The 20,942-nt window shown below is 28.7% G+C and carries 17 protein-coding genes; 15 read left to right on the top strand and 2 right to left on the bottom strand.

All coding sequences use genetic code 11. From position 1 onward, the window contains the following. Genes RBH29_RS11720 through RBH29_RS11705 form a run of 4 tightly spaced genes read left to right on the top strand, consistent with a single transcriptional unit; the run spans window position 1 to window position 11,943 of the window. A complete protein-coding gene (locus RBH29_RS11720; protein WP_306697019.1) occupies window positions 1–1,563 on the top strand; it encodes a hypothetical protein in 1,563 nt (520 codons plus the stop codon). Further along, window positions 1,560–6,806 carry a DNA translocase FtsK gene (locus tag RBH29_RS11715; RefSeq protein WP_306697017.1) on the top strand — a complete coding sequence of 1,749 codons (5,247 nt, stop codon included), beginning with the start codon at window positions 1,560–1,562 and terminating at the stop codon, window positions 6,804–6,806. The genes RBH29_RS11720 and RBH29_RS11715 overlap by 4 nt, the downstream gene beginning before the upstream one ends. Before the next feature lie 42 nt (window positions 6,807–6,848). Next, window positions 6,849–7,676, top strand: coding sequence for a hypothetical protein (locus RBH29_RS11710; protein WP_306697016.1), 828 nt, complete (start codon window positions 6,849–6,851; stop codon window positions 7,674–7,676). Window positions 7,677–7,692: 16 nt separating this feature from the next. Beyond that, entirely contained in the window at window positions 7,693–11,943 is a 4,251-nt protein-coding gene (locus RBH29_RS11705) for a hypothetical protein (RefSeq protein WP_306697015.1), read from the top strand. Window positions 11,944–12,249: 306 nt separating this feature from the next. Here the strand turns inward: RBH29_RS11705 and RBH29_RS11700 are convergent, their stop codons facing one another. Next, window positions 12,250–12,657, bottom strand: coding sequence for an ATP-binding protein (locus RBH29_RS11700; RefSeq protein WP_306697013.1), 408 nt, complete (start codon window positions 12,655–12,657; stop codon window positions 12,250–12,252). A gap of 174 nt (window positions 12,658–12,831) precedes the next feature. On the opposite strand from RBH29_RS11700, the gene RBH29_RS11695 reads away from it, so the two are divergent. The 11 genes from RBH29_RS11695 (at window position 12,832) to RBH29_RS11645 (ending at window position 19,724) form a co-directional block, all read left to right on the top strand. Then, the gene (locus RBH29_RS11695; protein ID WP_306697012.1) at window positions 12,832–14,274 is read left to right on the top strand and encodes a hypothetical protein; all 1,443 of its coding nucleotides are present in this window, start codon (window positions 12,832–12,834) and stop codon (window positions 14,272–14,274) included. A gap of 263 nt (window positions 14,275–14,537) precedes the next feature. Then, a complete protein-coding gene (locus RBH29_RS11690; protein ID WP_306697029.1) occupies window positions 14,538–14,936 on the top strand; it encodes a pectate lyase family protein in 399 nt (132 codons plus the stop codon). 3 nt (window positions 14,937–14,939) lie between these two features. After that, window positions 14,940–15,161, top strand: a complete 222-nt coding sequence (locus tag RBH29_RS11685) for a hypothetical protein (protein ID WP_306697011.1) — start codon at window positions 14,940–14,942, stop codon at window positions 15,159–15,161. A 274-nt stretch (window positions 15,162–15,435) separates the two neighbouring features. Next, a complete protein-coding gene (locus tag RBH29_RS11680; protein ID WP_306697009.1) occupies window positions 15,436–16,464 on the top strand; it encodes an Rpn family recombination-promoting nuclease/putative transposase in 1,029 nt (342 codons plus the stop codon). Window positions 16,465–17,026: 562 nt separating this feature from the next. Continuing rightward, the gene (locus tag RBH29_RS11670) at window positions 17,027–18,115 is read left to right on the top strand and encodes an Rpn family recombination-promoting nuclease/putative transposase (protein WP_306697007.1); all 1,089 of its coding nucleotides are present in this window, start codon (window positions 17,027–17,029) and stop codon (window positions 18,113–18,115) included. A 207-nt stretch (window positions 18,116–18,322) separates the two neighbouring features. Next, window positions 18,323–18,466, top strand: a complete 144-nt coding sequence (locus RBH29_RS11665) for a leucine-rich repeat domain-containing protein (RefSeq protein ID WP_306697006.1) — start codon at window positions 18,323–18,325, stop codon at window positions 18,464–18,466. Then, the gene (locus tag RBH29_RS17865; RefSeq protein WP_373463330.1) at window positions 18,453–18,551 is read left to right on the top strand and encodes a hypothetical protein; all 99 of its coding nucleotides are present in this window, start codon (window positions 18,453–18,455) and stop codon (window positions 18,549–18,551) included. The genes RBH29_RS11665 and RBH29_RS17865 overlap by 14 nt, the downstream gene beginning before the upstream one ends. A gap of 74 nt (window positions 18,552–18,625) precedes the next feature. Beyond that, window positions 18,626–18,910: a type II toxin-antitoxin system Phd/YefM family antitoxin gene (locus tag RBH29_RS11660; RefSeq protein WP_306697005.1), complete on the top strand. Its 285-nt coding sequence runs from the start codon at window positions 18,626–18,628 to the stop codon at window positions 18,908–18,910. Further along, window positions 18,897–19,223 carry a type II toxin-antitoxin system RelE/ParE family toxin gene (locus RBH29_RS11655; protein ID WP_306697004.1) on the top strand — a complete coding sequence of 109 codons (327 nt, stop codon included), beginning with the start codon at window positions 18,897–18,899 and terminating at the stop codon, window positions 19,221–19,223. The genes RBH29_RS11660 and RBH29_RS11655 overlap by 14 nt, the downstream gene beginning before the upstream one ends. Before the next feature lie 27 nt (window positions 19,224–19,250). Next, window positions 19,251–19,436, top strand: a complete 186-nt coding sequence (locus RBH29_RS11650) for a hypothetical protein (protein WP_306697002.1) — start codon at window positions 19,251–19,253, stop codon at window positions 19,434–19,436. Between the two features lie 78 nt (window positions 19,437–19,514). After that, a complete protein-coding gene (locus tag RBH29_RS11645) occupies window positions 19,515–19,724 on the top strand; it encodes a hypothetical protein (protein WP_306697000.1) in 210 nt (69 codons plus the stop codon). Window positions 19,725–19,933: 209 nt separating this feature from the next. On the opposite strand, the gene RBH29_RS11640 is transcribed toward RBH29_RS11645, so the two are convergent. Next, the gene (locus RBH29_RS11640) at window positions 19,934–20,656 is read right to left on the bottom strand and encodes an ATP-binding protein (protein ID WP_306696999.1); all 723 of its coding nucleotides are present in this window, start codon (window positions 20,654–20,656) and stop codon (window positions 19,934–19,936) included. Between the last annotated feature and the right edge of the window lie 286 nt (window positions 20,657–20,942).

The raw sequence follows: 20,942 nt of genomic DNA, 5'->3' as shown, positions 1-20,942 counted from the left end.
ATGAAAAAGATTGATATTTTTCCTGATATTCAATTTGAGAGGGAGCCTGAGACAGAAAATTTGCAGATACAAACTTATGGTAGAAGAATTACTTCAGATCAGACTGTCCCTGAATATTTGTTAGAATTCCTATTGGTATTCATTGGAATGGGAGAAAAGATTAATGAAAAAGGATTAAAAAAAATAGATGAATCAATAGATAAACCAATTAAATATCGTATAATGCCTAATATAGGTTTAAAAAGGTTTGTTTTTTTTGAAAACAGTAAAAATGAAAACAAATACAAAGCAGATAGAGATGCATATAAAAAATTAAGAAATCTATTAGAAAACAATGTGGATACTGAGCATTTTGACAAATCTGAAGTTATAAGCATTATACAGGATTTATTTTATGGTTTTTCAGCAGTTACAAAAAATAGAGGTTGGTTTGCCCAGTCGTTACTTCCTATATGCGAACAAACTATTTTTCCAGAAGCTATGGGAAAAAAAGCGGATAGAAGTAATTTAGACTTCTATAAAAAAGAAGATGAAGTTGATTTAAATGTTGATACAAAATTTGAGTTTAATGAGCATAACTTTTTAGCAAGAGGTGGAGAAGTATATTTTTTACACTTGCTTCAAGGGTTTGATAAATTAAAAGAAACAAAATATAAAGAGAGCATAGAAAACAACTTAACAGATTTAATTAATTCTTTTCCTCAGTTTTCTATTTTGTCAAATTGGATTTTAAATACATGGAGTGATTATTTAAATGAAAGTACCAATACTGAGATTAATTTTGATAAAATAAAAGAATGTAAGTGGATTCCTGAGGAATATGAAAGAAGATCAGCATATACTGTTAAAGAGCTAAATAATATTTTACTTTCTGACACGAGTGAGTTTGAAAAGTTAGATTTACTGTCAATTGGAATTGTATTTCAACTATTAAGAATGATGACAGAAGTAGCTGCAAGTATTGCAAAAGGCAAAAAAGGCATTAATCCAACATGGCTTATTCATATACCATCTCAAAATGTTTATGATAAAAAGATAAAGAAACTTGCAGTGAGAAAATATAAAGAAATTGAAGAAAATATGGAAATTGCTGTAGCACAAATGCTAGAGAATAAAGAAAAGATGTTTTCTGACAATGTAAAAAGAAGAACAACCAAAGAAAGAAGTCATCTATCTTTATTAAAGAAGGCTCATGTTGACTCTCATAAACTTCTTCGAAAACTAGGAAAAGAAATAGGTTTGATTATTCCTTTATCAGGAGATAACATGAGAATGACACTAACGGACAGTCTTATTAGATTTATAGTCTTATCAATAGTTCCACCTGAAAGTAAAATAACTATTGATTTGTTTTTAAAAAAGTTGTATGAGCATTATGGAATTATAATTGGATCTAGAGGATACAGTAATGAACTTAATGATACAAGTGATGTTTCGTACCTTCAAAATAATTTAGTTGAGTTTCAGACTTTGCTACGAAAGAATGGGTTTTTAAGAGAGTTATCTGATGCAACGTCAATTGTTGAAAATCCATATGATAAGGTAGGAGGAGTTAATACATGAAACCATATTTGAAATTATTAAAAGAAGTATTAGAAAAAGAAGTTGATGAGCTAAATAATTATATAATGATTAAGTTTGAAAATTTTACAAATCCATATATATATCTTGAAATATGTAGGTATTTTAAAAGTTATTTAGAAGAGCGAGAAATTGAATTTATTGCTAAGCTGTCAAAGGAAAAATATGAATTTTGGCAAGATAACCAGGAGTATAATTCCTTTTTAGAAAAGTTAGATGAAATGGGCTTTTTAGAAAAAGAGCAGCATCTTACAAGATGGAGAAACTATGCTTTTAATGAAAAAAAAGATAAGGCAATTATATTCTTGATGGGAACAGAGTTAGTTGAAGATAGAGGGGGGCTAGAAGATTTTTATACAATTAGCCCAGATACAATTGAAACATATATTGGAAATGAATATTCAAGTCTATTTAAAAAATCTGATATAGATTTTACAGAAGAAGAGTTTGAGGGAATTGATAATATATATAGAAATATTTTCAACTATGCACAAAAAGATTTGTTAAAGTTAAGTGGATTTATAGAAGAGTGTGATGATGTAAAGAACTTTAATGAATTAGTGAAGTATATATTTGAAAACCTATATGATTGGTGGAATATCCCAAATATAAACAGTATCTTTCTTGCTGTAAAAAATCAAAGTGTTATTATATATAAGAAAATTGATTTATTAGAAAAGGCTTTTAAGTTTAGTAGAAGAGTAGGCTTAGATAAATTTCAAACGGATAAAAAAATCGGAAAATTAAGTGAAGATATAGATGCTTATTATACAACATATAAGGATGATTTAGAAGTAGAATTTTCGCAAAAGTTTCCTGGATATAGAAATTTAAATGATTTTAAAACTGATTTACTTGATTATATTAAGGGTATTAGGATTGATCAGGTTAAAGAGAAGCTTTTTGCATGTGATTTTAAAGAAGTTAATAATATGCTAAATATAAAAATTGTAAATCCAAAAAAAACACCATCAACAACAGTACCTAAAACTGAAGGAGATCCTGTCAAGGCATTATTTTTGCCTATTTTAATTGAGATGGCATCTTTAAATGATGATGAAAAAAACACGTTAAGAAAAATTATAATCAAAGTATCAAATATTCGACTCTCTAATACAAAGTCAAAAGGTAATGATGAATTGTTTGATAAGTGGACAAACATGTGTAGATTTTTAGGTGGCATAGAAAATCTAATAAACCTTCAGAATTTAGCTAATAAAGAAGGAGATACTATTGAAATAGAGATTTTAGCAGAAGAAGATGATAGTAAAGATAAATTATATTACTATCCTTTTTCAGTAAGTGATATTAAAAAGCTAATAGATGAAGGTATTTTAAAAAGTGCAACTGAGTCTGAGTCTAAATCAAAAATAAACTTAATTTATGAATTTTACTTTACTGAAGACTGTGATGACAAACCAATAGAATATGAATATGAGTGGCAAATATTTGATACTGATTATTGGATTAGTTCTTTTAATTTTGTAAGCAATAAAATTTTAGAGTTAAAAGAAACAGAAGCTTTTATTCCTGTTGGTTTTAGTGAAAAAATAAATGATATTTTAGATACAGTTAATCAAGAAGAGTTTATTCAAATAAATAAAGACATAGATATTAGCTATAATAATATATTAAAGGATATATTAAATGACATATCACCTAAAAATGATATATTTGGAAAGCTTATAATTATAGGGAAAAATTTTAAAAATGTCATTGAAAGCATATATGATAAAGGGTTATTTAATGCTTTTATAGGTGAAAAGGCAACTATACCAGAATTCTTAACTAAATATAGTCAATTATGTGAGGCTATCATTGAACAAATCAAGAATGGATCTATAAACATGGAAAATGTCAATTATTTATCTAAGGCATTTTTAATATTAAATAATACCGATTACTATTCAAAGAGCATTGTAGGAGCTATGGTACCTCCTTATCATCCAGTTATGATGGAAAAGATTGTGGATAGGTATATGTTTTTGTCAGGCGGATTTGCCGAATTGTTTAATGATGTATTAAATATAGATGACATAAAAGAAATTAGAATAAAGAGTAAGTATGAAAGATATGATCAATTAGCAACAATTACTTCTGCTCTAGCTGTATTAGTTGGAAGGGAAAACAAATTTACAGGTTGCAAAAATACCTATGGATTTTATTCTTTATATGGACAAAGCAAAGAGGAATACATGACAACAAGCATAAAGTATGACTTTGATTCTTCTAATGATCCAGATGCTCTTAAAGGATTATTAGCAAAAACTCCAATATCAAATTATATTTCAAAAGTAATAATGGACTATTTAAATACTTATCCATCTAAAGTAGATGGTTTGAGTTTAGCTTTTATCCAGCCAAAAGATTATAAAAATATTGTAAGTGGTCTTCACGATGTTGTGACAAAAATAAAAAAGCATAACAAATTTGAAATAAAATTAAAGCTATATATATACACTAGTGATTTTAAAAGCCATGGTAAAAGTTACATTAAGTACTGGATTAACAACTATTTTACCGAAGAAGATATAGTAAGTGTAGAGACTTATCTTAAATATATTGATTTTAGTGTAAATAACAATTTTAAAGAGCTTATCAGCAAAAACATGTTTAAATCAGACATTACATTTATGGAAGATATATTAGAACCAAGTGACATATTTGCAGAACCTATGAATAATTTTGATGTAAGGCGTTTAGAAAACAGGTATCCTGCGGTGTATCTGCCTATTCCATCAAGAGAAGAAAGGAATAGAAAAGTTGTTATAAGCCAAAAGCAGTTTATATGCGAATTTAATCATTCACAGTTTATTGTCTATTTAGAAAATAAAAACACTAAAGATGATAGTTATAGAATCATAAAAAAAGTAAATTTAACAAAAAGATCTGAAGAACTTTTAGAAGTATTACATGAAAAATCTATATGGGTGGTTACATTAGATGAAAGTGTTGATCCTAAGATTATAGATTTAGCAGGCAACAAGGTGATTTCTTTTTCAACAGGAGGAGGCTATTTTGGAGAATTAAATACAACTATATCCTCAAATGAATGTTTTTTGATGGATTTAGAAAAATTTTTAAAGAGTAGAATGAGGCATAAATTTTATAATTGGAATAAAGAAGAACTTAATAGAGCGGCACATTTATGTGTTGAGTATGCAAAAACGCTTGATGGTGCAGAAATTTTAAAATCAATAAATCCTGACGATGAAGCAATAAATAATTATTTAGCATATATTTTAACAGCTAGATTTGAAAAAGTTGATAAATTTGAAAAAGATAAATATTATGTTAGAAAAATGATTAGTTTAGATTCTCATAGTCATTTGTTTGACAATCAATTTGAATTAGAAAGTTTAAAAAATCAAGGTACAAGACCAGATTTTCTTGTGTTAGAGATTCCTATAGAGGGGAATAATTTAGAAGATACAAATGATATTTTAATTAAAGCCAAAATTATAGAATGTAAATTGGCAAAATACAGTGATATTCATCTGGAGAAAGCAAAATCTCAGGTAATAGAAGGATATGAGAAATTAAGTGCTGTATGGAGTAAAAATAATAATTCTGTTGAAAAGAGATTTTGGTTTAATCAGTTATATAGATTATTAGCTTTTAATAATGAAAGCCAAATAGATGATCAGGAAAGGTATATTGAATTTATAAATAAGCTTACATTAATTAATGAAGGACAATTTGAAATACAATTTGAAAACTATATTTATACTTATTGGCTAGACAAGCAATATGATAAATTGTTTGATGAACAAACTTATTTACTTGATGATTTTGAAATAAAAAACTTATATTTTGGAATAGATTCAATAAAGACTATTTTAATAGAAGAAAACTGGGAATTTAATAAACAAGAACAGCATGATGATTCTATAAAGCTAGAAAAAACAAATATTGACAGTGTTGTAGAGAAAGAAGAAGGTGAAATAAAAGATCCTACTTATAATGTAGCAGAAAACACAAAAGAAGACTCTAATTACAATGATATAGATATTGTGGATATACCTCAAAATCAGACTAATATAGAGAATGACATTCAAAAAGCATATAATAATGATAAGATAATAAGCGAAGAAATAATTAATGTTTTTAATGAAATAGTCAATAAAGATTTAGATAATGAAAAGGTTTTAATTGATCAAAAGCTTAATAAGCTAAAAAGCGAATTGGAAATGAGAAAAATAAAGCTTCATATTGAAGATTATATATTAGGACCTGATATTGTAAGAGTTAAATTAAAGCTTGGTGTAGGGGTTGATGTTAGTCAGGTAGAAAAATATTCAAGAGACATGATGATTTGGCTTAGTGTAAATGAGCCACCCTACTTATTTATAGAAGATGGACATGTAAAACTTGATATGATGAGAGAGAAAAGGCAGATTGTTGGACTAAGAGAGCTTTTAAAAAAGATAAATAAAGATAAAATCAAATATAAAGATTTGAAAGATAAGTTTTATGCTGTATTAGGAGCTGATGTATTAGGAGAACCTTATTTAATAGATTTTAGTGATTCTAATACCCCTCATCTTTTAATAGCTGGACAAACAGGAAGTGGTAAAAGTGTATTGTTAATGAGTATACTTTCATCAATTATGGCTATGTATACACCAAAAGAAGTAGATATGCTTTTGGTAGATCCCAAATATGTTGAGCTTACGCATTTTCAAGACAGTCCATATACTAAAGAATTGGCCACTGAAGTCGAAGAGGCTCTTGATCTTTTAGAGGGTTTAGTTTTAGAGATGAAAAATAGGTACAAGATGTTTAAAGAAAAGAAAGTTCAAAATATTGCGCAGTTCAATAAGGAAGTAGAATCTGAAAACCGTTTAAAAAGGATTGTTATGGTATTTGATGAATATGCTTCAATGATGGAAGACAGTAAAGATAATCAAAAGAGGTTAGAGTCTGCGATTAAGAGTCTGTCCCAGCTTGCAAGGGCAGCAGGTATTCACTTAATCATTTGTACTCAGACTCCAAGAGCAGACATAATAACCACAACTATAAGAAACAATTTAACTGCAAGAGTAGCTTTAAAAGTTGCGGACTCAAACACTTCTAATTTGATTTTAGATACAAAAGGGGCAGAAAGATTATTAGGAAAAGGTGACATGCTTTTTAAAACAGGTCTAACTTCAAGTTTGTTAAGGTTAAAATCACCTTTTACAGTAAAAGAAGAAGTAGAAGAAATAATTGAAATAATGGAATAAGAGATTATTTTTAAATAGATTTAATAATTGAGGTGGGATATTTTGAAAAAAAGTACAAATATTAATTTTCACCAAACTTTTTATCCTGATTTGCAACATATATCAAAAATTAATATAGAAATAGCAAATAATTATGATGAAATTACAAAAGAGGAAATATCAAATATAACAGGTATACCTACTGGAAAAAGTTCTGGTAAAGTTGAACCTCATATTTATTATAGTAATTTTATGAATCTTATAGAATATGAAAAAGCATCAGGGAAATATAGAATAATAAGAACTGAGTTAGGTGAATTAGTTTCTGAAGAAGATCCGTATTTTTTAGAAGATATAACAAAGCAAATATGTAATTATTTTTTAACGTCCAAATTTTTTGGTGCAGATATATGGTTTTATATTTGCAGAAAATTAGTTTTTCAATATGGAAATAATTTAAGTGAGAAGCTTATAAAAGAATCAACAGAAAAGGAGTTTAATGTAGAGTTACTAAATTTAACCCCTTTTAGGAGTTGTTATTTGACTAATAATTCTTTGCAATCAATAAATTTTATAGATATTGATAACAATATTTATATATTTAAACCATTAAGATATAACCCTCAGTATGCCTATGCTTATGCCTATACTCTTATAAAAGAGCTTGAAGAGTATGATAGTAAAAGAAAAGAGTTTACAGTGAATGAAGTGTTTAATGAAATTTTGTGGAACAGAGGTTTTGGGTGGAATGAAGATGAGGCAATGAGTGTAATAGAGAAGATATCTGAGAAAGGAATATTAAATATTAATAGACAATTAAATCCTGCAACTGTTCTTATAAATAAAAATAGTGGGGATTTGTTGAGTAATATTTATTCTTTGCTAATTTAATAGGAGGTGTTCTTTTATGCCAAAGGTACATGATATTTTAAGATTAAAAAGAGACGTTGTTTTTGGAGGAGCAGTTCAAACTGACTGGTATTATGACAATGAAAAGTCAAAGAACGTTTCAGAAAATTTTGTTTTTCATGGGCCTGATTTTTTTGGAGTAACAGAAGATGATGTAGAATTTAAAAGTCATAAATTAATGGATACTTGTACGTATTCAAAACTTATATCTGACAAGCTCTATGATGATGAGGGTAATCCTATATTACTTACAATAGCACCTTATGGTACGGGTAAATCTCATTTAGCTGCTACACTTGGTAAGTTGTTTTCAACTAAAAAAGAAGACCAACTAGTAAATAAAATACTTAATAATATTAAAGTAGCAGATAATACTATTTCCGAAGATATCGCAACTAAAATGGATAAACCTAATTTAGTTATTATGCTAAATGGTATGAATGATTTTAATCTTAATTATGAGATTTTAAACAGTGCAAAAAAAGTTTTAAAGACCTTTGGCTATGGCGATGAAATGTTTTCAGAATTTACAAAAGCATATAGTGTAGCACAGCAATTTTTAGAAAGAAACTATGATGTATTTGAAGAAAGTTTTAAAAAATCTGCTGCTAAATATGACATAACAGGAAATGATTCGAAGCAATATTTACTTGATAACATATATAAAGATGAAGTTTTTGAAGCTGTAAATGAAGTATACAAAGAAGTAACAGGAAACTATATAAGATGGGACGAAGGAATATCGGCAGCTGAAGTGTTAGGCAAATTAGTTGAAAGGCTTTGTGGAGATAAGGGTGAGTTTAATAAAATACTTATATTGTTTGATGAGTTTGGAAGATATATTGAATATGCTTCAGAATATCCTAATAGGGCTGGCGATGCAGCACTACAGCAAATATTTGAAGTAATCCAAGATACAAATAATAATATTATACTTGTGGCATTTATTCAATCAGACCTTAAAACATATATGGCAAGAGTAAATAAAACTTCAAACATAACTCGTTATATAGGAAGATATGAAGCAGGAGAAAAGATTTATTTATCATCAAATTTAGAAACCATATTTGCAAATTTAATAGAAAAGCATGATAAAGAGAAATTTGACTATTTTATAAAAGGATATTTTAATAAAAACAAAGTACTTGATAAAAATAGATTATTGTTTGACAGGCTTAAAGATTGGACATCACAGACTGAAAACATAGGCATATGGAATAATTGGGATAGTTTTAATAAAGTTATACTTCAGGGTATATATCCTTTTAATCCACTTACAGTGTGGCTTTTAAAACATTTATCAGACTGGTATCAGCAAAGATCAGCTTTGAATTTTTTAATGGACACATTTGGAGCTGCAGAGAATAGCGATATAAAAGAATTAGGAGATTTGCCACAAATATTGCCAATCCACATAATAAGAGGAGATTTTTTCAAAGAATTATTGTTGGCAGAAACTGAAGGCAGACAAAAAAGCGAGTACTGTTCTTTATATGATAAGATTTATATTAAATATAAGGATAAGCTTAATAATGTTCAAGTGGATGTATTAGCAGGTATTTTGATATTAAAACTAGGCAGATTTAAAACTAGTGACTGGAATGACTTACTGCTTGCAATGGAATGTGTTACAAATATAAGCAGTGATTCTGTAGAAGAATTATTAAAAGATTTAGAAGAAAGTTATGGGATGATTAGTTATGATGAGAAGAATTTTACCTATGACTTTATTGAAGATGCTACAGGCATTAATGACTTTAAAAGATTTATAAGAAAAAAGAAATCAGAATTGCAAAATATCACATTAGATATTTTATTAAATACTGATATAAAGACTCAAATAGGTCTTGATAATCCTATAAAAACTGACTTTGCAGTTAAAAATAATATTAGGACAAGCGAATGGCAATATGAGCAAGAGTTATTAACTGCAGCAAGTATCAATAAAACATTTATTGAAAATTATATTAGAGATTTTAAAAACAGGACATCTCCTGACAAGATGAAGGGAAGATTGTTCTACGTTTATTGCAATTCAAATGATGGATTAGAAGAGGTAAATAGACTTATTGATTTATACAATAAATATGAGTTAGATAAATATCCGGTATTGTTTTTGTTATTAGACGATGTGGAAAATGAATTGTATGATGTTCTTATAGAATACAATATTTCAAAAAAGTTTACTGAAGAAGAAAAGATGAAATTTTCAAAATTTATTACAAGATTTATGAATAAAATAGATGAAAACTTATTAGATAAATTTAGTGAATTGACATTAAAAAGGCTTTTTATTAGCAAAAATGGCATTGAAAAAGCAGAATTAAGGCCAAGTAAATTATGTAATGAAATATTTAAAAAGCTTTATACAGAAATAATACCATTTCCTTTTGAAGGATTTAATAATAAAAATATATCAAATGCGAAAAAGACATATGCAAATGTAGCTAGAAATGTAATGTCTCATTTTAGTTACCAATGGATACAAACACAGAATAAAGATGTAAAAAACAGAATAGACTTAGTTTTAATAAATGAAGTTACAGGTTGGGGAGTAGTTAATAAGGATTATAAACTAGTTTATCCATCTAACCAAAAGGTAAAGGCTATTTTTGATGATATGGATAGTTTTTTAGAGCAGTCAAATGAAATAAATCTAAAGAGTATTTATACGAAATATATTGGAATTCCATATGGTTTAAATGATTATAGTTTTTCTCTATTACTGTCAGTTTATTTAGCAGTAAAGGGAATTGAACTAAAGATGTCAGTTGCAGGAACTGTTTTAAAGAATTCTGATTGGGCGTCTAAATATTTTAATGAGAAAAACTTAGACTTTTCACTATTAAATGAAACAAGCATTATTAAGGTTGATTTAAGTGAATACCTATCTAGATATCAAATGATATGTTCAAAAATTGAAAAAAATGTAGATATAGATGAATGTCCTAAGCTTAAAAGTGAGTTAGATGCTTTAGAGGCAGAAGAAGATGTACCAGAGGAATTTAAAGAAAAGGTAGAGGGATGTAAAATAATATTGAATGAAGGCTTGAGATTACATGATAGAACGAATAAATTTATTGCTGAAATGAAGGGAATATTATCAAAAGGGTTTGAAGAAGAGGATTACAAATATATTGTAAAGGTGATTTCCCAATGTGAAATTTTAAGTGGTGTAATTGAAGAAAACTCTCAGTATGTATATAACAAAAAGCATTTAAAAATGTTTGAGCTGCTAGTGGATAAAGCACGAGAATTCATTGAGAAGAATTTTGAAAATTTTATAAGAAAAGTAAAGTGTAATAGCACAGCTCAGGTTAGTGCCTTTGAAAAATGGATGAAGGCTTTAAGGGAAAATCTTAGAAATATTGGGTATGATGAATATGCATCTCTTACTCATAATAGATTAGACGATATATTAGGTGATCTTAAAAAAATAAAAATGATTGAAACTGTATTAAATAGAGTTAATAGTTTTTTAAACAATACCAACATAACAGAATTTTCAAGTCAAGAAGATTTATTAAAATGGAAAGATGAAGCTAGTACTTTAATGAGTAATTTAGAGGAAAATAAGGTTTTGCACTCAGCAGAAAAAAAGTCCTATAAAGAAAAACTTGAGAAAAAACTTGCGGACATACAAGAAAAGCTAGATGAATTAGTAGATTCAATCATAAAAATTCAGGATGATGCATTAGAAATAAACAGTATACAAAATGCAAAAAAAGTTTTATCAAAAATTGAGAGTTTAATAGCTAAGAAGTTAAGGCAGATAGATAAAGAGGACATAGAGGAAATTGGTAGTGTAATTCAAAATGTTTTAAAAGATATTGAAGTGGTAGATGAGTTAGAAAAGCTTACAGATAAGCTCGAGAATTCAAAACTATTAAAGAATAAGTATAAAGAATATGATGAAATAGTCAGCGTTGATAATATAATTGATAGCTATATTGACGAATTAAGAATTAGGATTAATAATTTAAATTCAGTTTTGGAAAAAAACCATCTTTCATTTAACATTGATGAAGTAGATAGATGGAATTCTAATCAATGCCTGACATGGCTAAATGAAACAGCAGCTATTCCTTATTATATTAATGATCATTTGATAAGTAAGTGTGATATGTATAGGGATAGAATTGAGAAAAGGGTAAATGAGCTTAATATTGATAGTATAGTTAGTATTTTTAATTCACTTGATGGAGTTCAAAAAAGTAAATGTATAGAAGTATTGCAGGAAATGATGTGAAAGATTTATGTCAATTTTATTTTTTATCTTGTTCTAAGGCTCCACCTTCCATAAGGTAGAGTTTATCTTATGAATTTTCATGTGGAGTTGAGTCTCCACATGAAGCTTCGATGTTTAGCTTTAGCTAAACGAGTTCACTAAGCAGTAATAAATCAGAATCTATAATTTTTTTATGGACAAAGAAGGCTTAGAAAAATGCTCATCAAAACTTGCGGCTTTTAAATCTTTATATGACTTTAGTGAAATTTTAGGACTTGTTTAATAAAGTATTAGAAGTCTCTTTTGGGATTTTTATTTAAAAACAAATCAGTTGTATATTGTCAAAACAAACTCCTCGCCAGACTCTTTGAGCAGCGGTTCTTTTGCCCCAATTTCCTTCATTGTTTTTAATATCATAGGTATACCTCTTCCCAATTGATCAATATACCTAAGATTCTCCATGTATTTTACCAGAAAAGGATTCCTTGCGTAGGAAACACCTATTTTCATTTTATGTATTGTTACAGTATTAGGAAGTCTGCCAGGGCTATAAAACTCTATCCTGTCTTCAAACATAAATATTCTTATTTTTGAACCACTTATACTGTAGTTCCTATGCACAAGTGTATTAACTATCGCTTCTCTAAGAACAAGTGTAGGATATTCACTTTTCTCTTCACGCGTTAGTCCATTTATAACAGAAGGAGTTTTCATATTGTTTTTCAATACAACCATTGCTTGGTCTGCAATGTCCTGAATTCTTCCTGTTAAAACCTTTTTATAACTGAAGATGCTACAGGTACTATACTGTTCATGGGAAAACTATATGATTGTGAAAAGTAATAAGACAAAATTATAAAAAAGCTAAAAATTTATGTTATAATAATCTAAAAAACAAGGAGAAAATAAATGAAAAAAATTATTATTTGTAGCGTTTTATGCATGATTTTATCATCTTGCAGTAGTCAGAATGACTCTGATAAAGAGAATGGTAAAATATTGCCAACAGCAGATGTAATTGAGGCAAATGATGCAAGTTTGCAAGATAATAGCTCAAAACAATCAGATGTGATTGAGGTGAATGAAGAAAATTCACAAGACAATAGCTCAACACAATCAGATGTAATTGAAGTGGACGATACACAATTACAAGACAATGGTTGTATGCAGTCAGATATAACTATAATTGATGATATAGTTAATTGGGATCATCCAGTAAAAGATGTATTAGAAGATAAAAACATACCTATAAGTAAGTTGGAATTAACAGAAAACAAAACATATCCTACATTTTATGTAAAACTTCCAACTGAAATTATACATAAAGAAGCAATTGGAAGCTTAATTGAGCCAATTGCTCAGGCAAATGGGTTTTGGAATTATTCTCTTGTAGATGAAAGTAATAATATAAAGATAGAAGTTTTAATTGACAAAGAAAATAGAAAAGTAAAAAGTTATATTCTAAATGGAGAAAAAATAGATTTTATAGAAACTGATAATATGCAAACAAAATATAATAGATACTTAGATTTTTTAAATACAGATGGGGAAGTAGTAGGTTATATAAAAGAGGATATTAACTTAGATGGAAATGAGGAAATAGTAATATCGGTTGGTGTTGGATATGGAAGTGAAAAAATTTATGTATTGAGAGAAACTGAAGATGAATTACATGAACTTGGTCTTATTGAGGGTGGGGGATATGGTGTTTATGATGCTCATCTTGTTAGTATGAAGGGAGCTGAGCATAAATATATTAATGCTTTTGTAACTAACGGTGCTAACTTATCAGGATTTGCACTATATAGAATAGTTGAAGATGGAATTGAAATGGTTGGGTATAGTGCATCTCCAACTGGAGTTGGGAATGATAGATTGACTTCATCAGGTGATAATAATATTTATGATGGATATACACAACATAGGCATAGTTATGGTGTTATGTATTTCAATGTGTTGCGGTATTATAAATGGAATGGAGAATCATTTGATTATATTTCTTCAGATGTTCATATTCCAGAGTATCCAGAAGGTGAAGGAGCTGTAATTAGACAGTTTTTGAAATTAAATATGCTTTGGGAAAAAGATAGAGAAAGTAAGAATGTTCAAACAAGATTGAGTGAGATTAATTTAAGTGAAAAATCAGTGAATTTTCAAAAGATTAACCAGTTAGATGATATATATAAATGGCAAACTGAGATTCAATTGGACGCAAAAGAATTTGATATACAAAGAAGTGATAATTCCAGTGTTGTTACTGTACCTGTACAAAATAAAAGTATAGTTTTTGTAATGACAAAAATTGATGGAAAGTATTGTATAACAGATATCGAAGGAGAGTTTGCATATTAAAAAATACAAAAGCAAAGAGTTAATCAAAAAAAATGATAATTCTCTGGTTGCATTTTTAGCTAAACGAGTTCACTCAAATCTATGTAATATAAGATAGTTAAATTATGCTTAAAAGCACAAAAATCGTAAGTGGTGTAATTGCCTTTGGTACGCTTTGAATGCTAGTTGGTGGTTTATTGATGTCTGATAAACAGAGTGTATATGCAGAAGCAAGCGATGGGATTATTAGTGATTATAACTGTTGATGGAAATATAAAGTTAGGATCATCAGAACTAGAGTATCTTCAAATAAAATAATACAAGGGAAAAATTCAGATAGTACTATTAAAGGTTGTATTTCAATTGAAAATACTAACAATGTAATTATAAAAAACCTTAATATAACAAATCCTGATGGTGTAGCGACAGGTGATGGTATTGAGGTTTCTGGAAGTACCAAGGTATTTATTACTAGAGGTACTATTTATGATTGTGCAGATGGTGCTATAGATATTGTGAGGGCATCAGATTTTGTTACTGTTTCATGGTGTAGATTTCGTTACCCTAATCAAAGAGAACATAATTTTACAAACCTTATAGCTAATGGAGATAATGTTTCAACTGATGCAGGGAAGCTTCATGTAACAATGCATCATAATTGGTATGATAATGGTTGCGATTAAAGAATGCCACGAGTACGTTATGGAAAGGTTCATGTTTATAATAATTACTTTGGTTCTCCAGGAGCTCTGTACAATATTGGTGTAGGTGTCAAAGTAAGATACTTGTTGAAAACAATTATTTTGACAATCAAAGAAATGCATGGAGGAATTACAGTAATAATAGTAGTGATCAAGGTAAAATACAATGGAATAGTGGAAATATTCAGTCATAGCTGTCCTAATTGAAGTTTTTGGACTAAATTTCTCAAAGTAAGTCTTTAAACTTTTGGCTTTTAAGTTAACCTCAGCTTTCACTTCAATAGGGACAACATCTTGACCGTTATCAATGACAAAATCTATTTCTGTACTTCCACGTTCATTTGTCCAATATTTAACAAACACTGCAGCCAGCAAACTATATGGTTGTGAAAAGCACTAAGACAAAATTATTTATAAAAAAGCTAAAAATTCATGTTATAATATTGGTTAGATGATATAATAATAGTAGGCAGGTGATGAGATGAAGATACAGAACCCGCATGATAAATTTTTTAAAGAAACTTTTTCAAATACAGCCGTGGCAAAAGATTTTATGAAAAATTATTTGCCCAAAAGTATTATTAATATTGTAGATATAGATACTCTTGAGCCACAAAAGGATAGTTTTATCAACGAAGATCTTCAGGAAGTATTTTCAGATATGCTTTTTAGGGTAAATATAAATAAAAGAGAAGGTTATATCTATTTTCTTTTTGAACATAAAAGCTACATTGGCAAAAATATATCATTTCAGCTTTTAAAGTATATGATTGAAATTTGGGAATCAAAAATAAAGAAAGAAAAAGCAGATGAACTTCCAATGATAATTCCTTTGGTCGTATATCATGGAAGTGATGAATGGAAAATTAAGACTACATTAGGAGAAATGATAAAGGGTTATGGTGAATTACCAGAAGATGTGAAAAAATATATGCCAGATTATGAGTATTTGCTGTATGACTTATCAAAATATACAGATGAACAGATAAAGGGAGAAGTTCAGCTTAGAATTTTGCTAACTATTTTCAGGGACATATTTTCTAAGGACAGTAAGGTTGTTAGAAAAACAGTTTTAAGAGCAGCAGAATATTTAAAAGAATTAGATGATAGACAGACGGGAATTGAATATTTTGAAACTTTTATGAGGTATATACTAAATGCTAGACAGAGATTAACTAAAGAAGATGTTAACGATATTGTTGAAAATATTGAAAAGACTTATCCAGAAGGGAGTGAAGTTGTGATGACTTTAGCTGAACAATTAAAAGAAGAAGGCAAACTGAAAGGTATAGAAGAAGGCAAACTGAAAGGAAAACAAGAGGGGTTTGAGGAAGGAGAAACAAAAGCCCTTTCTAAATCTGCAATAAGATTGTTGACTAAAAAATTTGGAAAACTATCGGAGGAAACCAAATCTAAAATTGAAAAATTAGATTCAATAACTTTAGAAATAATAATTGACCAAATATTTGAGTATAAGACATTAGATGATGCCAAAAGGTATTTTGATTAAAAGATAAGATTATGGGTGAAAATAGAAAAGTAAGTAATGAAAATATGTGAAGATTAAAAAAGACAAGGCAGAGTGTTCTTGTCTTTTTTTAAAGAAAATTTGACTCCTTTTAGTGCACATTTAAATTCTTTAAATAGCGCATTACCTTTTAGTAAAACCCTTTGATCTAGCCTAACCATACAAGATAACAGTCCTACATCCAACATAAATAATTTAAAATCTTTTAAATCTTCATATGTCTTTAGTGGAAGACTAGGACTTGTTTAATAAAGTATTAGAATCTTTACTGATTACTTTTATATGGATAAAAAATATAATAAATAAAACCACTGCCAGAAGTAAAATATTGATACTAATGATGCTTTGAAGCATTATACTAGGATCAAAAATTACATCTATGTATAGCAGCTTTTCAAACACCCCAAGGGAAGCTTTAACAAACACTGCAGCCAGCAAACTATATGGTTGTGAAAAGCACTAAGACAAAATTGTTTATAAAAAAGCTAAAAATTCATGTTATAATATTGGTTAGATGATATAATAATAGTAGGCAGGTGATGAGATGAAGATACAGAACCCGCATGATAAATTTTTTAAAGAAACTTTTTCAAATACAGCCGTGGCAAAAGATTTTATGAAAAATTATTTGCCCAAAAGTATTATTAATATTGTAGATATAGATACTCTTGAGCCACAAAAGGATAGTTTTATCAACGAAGATCTTCAGGAAGTATTTTCAGATATGCTTTTTAGGATAAATATAAACAAAAGAGAAGGATATATCTATTTTCTTTTTGAACACAAAAGCTACATCGGCAAAAATATATCATTTCAGCTTTTAAAGTATATGATTGAAATTTGGGAATCAAAAATAAAGAAAGAAAAAGCAGATGAACTTCCAATGATAATTCCTTTGGTTATATATCATGGAAGTGATGAATGGAAAATTAAGACTACATTAGGAGAAATGATAAAGGGTTATGGTGAATTACCAGAAGATGTGAAAAAATATATGCCAGATTATGAGTATCTGCTGTATGACTTGTCAAAATATACAGATGAACAGATAAAGGGAGAAGTTCAGCTTAGAATTTTGCTAACTATTTTCAGGGACATATTTTCTAAGGACAGTAAGGTTGTTAGAAAAACAGTTTTAAGAGCAGCAGAATATTTAAAAGAATTAGATGATAGACAGACGGGAATTGAATATTTTGAAACTTTTATAAGATATATACTAAATGCTAGACAGAGATTAACAAAAGCAGATGTTAACGATATTGTTGAAAATATTGAAAAGACTTATCCAGAAGGGAGTGAAGTTGTGATGACTTTAGCTGAACAATTAAGAGAAGAAGGAAAACTGAAAGGCATAGAAGAAGGCAAACTGAAAGGTATAGAAGAAGGCAAACTGAAAGGTATAGAAGAAGGCAAACTGAAAGGTATAGAAGAAGGCAAACAAGAGGGGCTTGAAGAAGGACAAACAAAAGCTCTTTCTAAATCTGCAATAAGATTGTTGACTAAAAAATTTGGAAAACTATCGGAGGAAACCAAATCTAAAATTGAAAAACTAGATTCAGTAACTTTAGAAATTATAATTGACCAAATATTTGAGTATAAGACATTAGATGATGCCAAAAAGTATTTTGATTAAAAGATAAGATTATGGGTGATAATGGAAAAGTAAGCAATAAAAATATGTAAAGATTAAAAAAGACAAGGCAGAGTGTTCTTGTCTTTTTTTAAAAAAAAATTTGACTCCTTTTAGTGCAGCGTAAGGGTTGTTTGGGCTATGGCATATCTTTGTTTTAGTCTAAAATAGATTAGACTAATTCTAATTATATTATTTATAAGGTGAGATGTGAAAAAATTATATTTAAAAGGAAATGAAATCGATGACATAACAGCAATAGAGAGTCTGGTAAATTTGACATACTTGCAAATTAGCAACAATGAAGTAGATGATATATCTGTGATAGGTAATTTTAAAAATGTTGGAGCTTGAATATAATAAAATAGAAGATATAATCCCAGTGACAAATTTGAAGAACTTAACAGCACTGAATTTGCGAGGAAACAAAATTATCTAGCATCTAGAAATTTGATTGAGTTTTTATCATAATTATAATAAAATTATTGTAATATAACTTGGAGGTACTATTTTATGCCACAAATTAGACCAGTGTCCGATTTGAGAAATAAATTTGCTGATATTTCAAAAGCTGTACATGAATCCGCTGAACCAGTGATTTTAACGAAAAATGGCTATGGAGATATGGTTGTTATGAGTTATGAAGCTTTTGAGAAGTATCAATTTGAAAGTGAGATATATTTAAAACTTAAGGAAGCTGAGATTCAAGCAAAACAAACAAATAAACGATTTACTCATAAGGAAGTTTTTGGCGATTTGAAAAAACTGAAGGATAAAATAGATAATGAGAAAGTATAAAATTAATTATCTCCCTGTTGTCAAAGAGGATATAACGGATATTATCCTTTATATATCAGAACATTTAAGTGCACCCGAAGCTGCAATGGATTTACTAGAACCTCTGGATGCTTCGATTTCTTTATTGCAGAATTTTCCTTATTATTACAAGCTATTTCGTGGGATAAAACCTTTAGATGAAGAATATAGACTGCTACCAGTAAAAAATTATGTGGTTTTTTACGTTGTACGAGAACATGAGAAAATTGTTGAAATACATCGAGTGATTTATTCAAAGATAGATTTAAATAGAATTATAAAAAATAGCGTCTGAAAACAAATTATTAAGAATAAATATGCTATGTATTTTTTAGCTACAGAAGAAATGGAAACAGGAAACATGAAGCGTTTTTCTAATACATTAGCAGAATATGTGAAACAGGATTATCTAAAAAACGCAAGTTTTTCTGATTGGGAGGACTTGTTTAAAATAATTGCAACATATAAGCCAGACACAAAAAAAGTACTTATAATAGATGAATTTTAATACCTTGTCAATGTTAACTCTGCATTTGCTACAGTTTTTCAGAGGATTTGGGATGAAATATTAAAGGATAAAAATGTGATGATTATACTTTGTGGATCGTTGATTAGTATGATGAAAACTCATGTTCTTTCGCACATTAGTCCTTTATATGGAAGAAGAACAGCACAGATACGTCTATCACCATTAAAATTTACAGATATAATGAAAACTAATTCAAACAAATCTTTTGAGCAGCTTGTGGAAGTATATTCTGTGACAGGAGGAGTAAAGAAGTTAAGGAAATTGTGAGATACTTTGCTATTATGAAGAATATAGCAGAGGGTAATCACAAAGTATCTCAACTTGCAGGTGTTTTTAATATGCCTTCAAATGCATTAAGTCCATATCTGAAAACTCTTATAGACTTAGATCTTATTGAAAAACGTGTACCAGTAACTGAGAAACAACCTGAAAAGAGTAGAAAGGGTTTATACTTTGTTAAAGATCACTTTGTGAAATCAGTTGTATATTGTCAAAACAAACTCCTCGCCAGACTCTTTGAGCAGCGGTTCTTTTGCCCCAATTTCCTTCATTGTTTTTAATATCATAGGTATACCTCTTCCCAATTGATCAATATACCTAAGATTCTCCATGTATTTTACCAGAAAAGGATTCCTTGCGTAGGAAACACCTATTTTCATTTTATCTATTGTTACAGTATTAGGAAGTCTGCTAGGGCTATGAAACTCTATCCTGTCTTCAAACATAAATATTCTTATTTTTGAACCACTTATACTGTAGTTCCTATGCACAAGTGTATTAACTATCGCTTCTCTAAGAACAAGTGTAGGATATTCACTTTTCTCTTCACGCTTTAGTCCATTTATAACAGAAGGGGTTTTCATATTGTTTTTCAATACAACCATTGCTTGGTCTGCAATGTCCTGAATTCTTCCTGTTAAAACCTTTTTATCTATTAACTCATCAGTAATTTCTATACCTCTAAAATGAGCAAAACTCATTCCATTTTGCGGCAGGTTCTTTTCGGGGATTTTCCCAAATACCAGTAAACCACCAACAGTACAGAGTGCTTTTTCACTAGTCTGTGTCATTATATCCCCATTAATCAGAATTCTTTCAATAGTTTCCTTGCTTTCTTCATATAAATCAAAGGCATTATATTTTAAGAAGTACTCCCTTATAACATCAATATTTAAATCTTTTATTGACGTACCTTCCATTGGAGATATATCAAAATGTAGTGCTCCATTAGCTTCAAATAGCCTTAATAGTTCTTCTCTTGAAGCAATACGCTTTGTAGTACCAACTCTTATGTAGTATTTATTGTCTTTATTTTTATTATTTCCTTTATTTCTTGTATCTCCATTATAATCACCCTCTTTCTATGTAATATTTATTATATTATTAACCTACTACTTGTTTCTATTTATTTTTAAATATTGCCCTTCTATTTTAGTAAATACTCTTTAATGGTCTTATCACTTGTTCCAAGTAAAATTATAAAGG

The organism is Herbivorax alkaliphila (assembly GCF_030848475.1).
Classification (GTDB): Bacteria; Bacillota; Clostridia; order Acetivibrionales; family Acetivibrionaceae; genus Herbivorax.
This window is presented reverse-complemented; position numbering and strand designations above follow the sequence as displayed.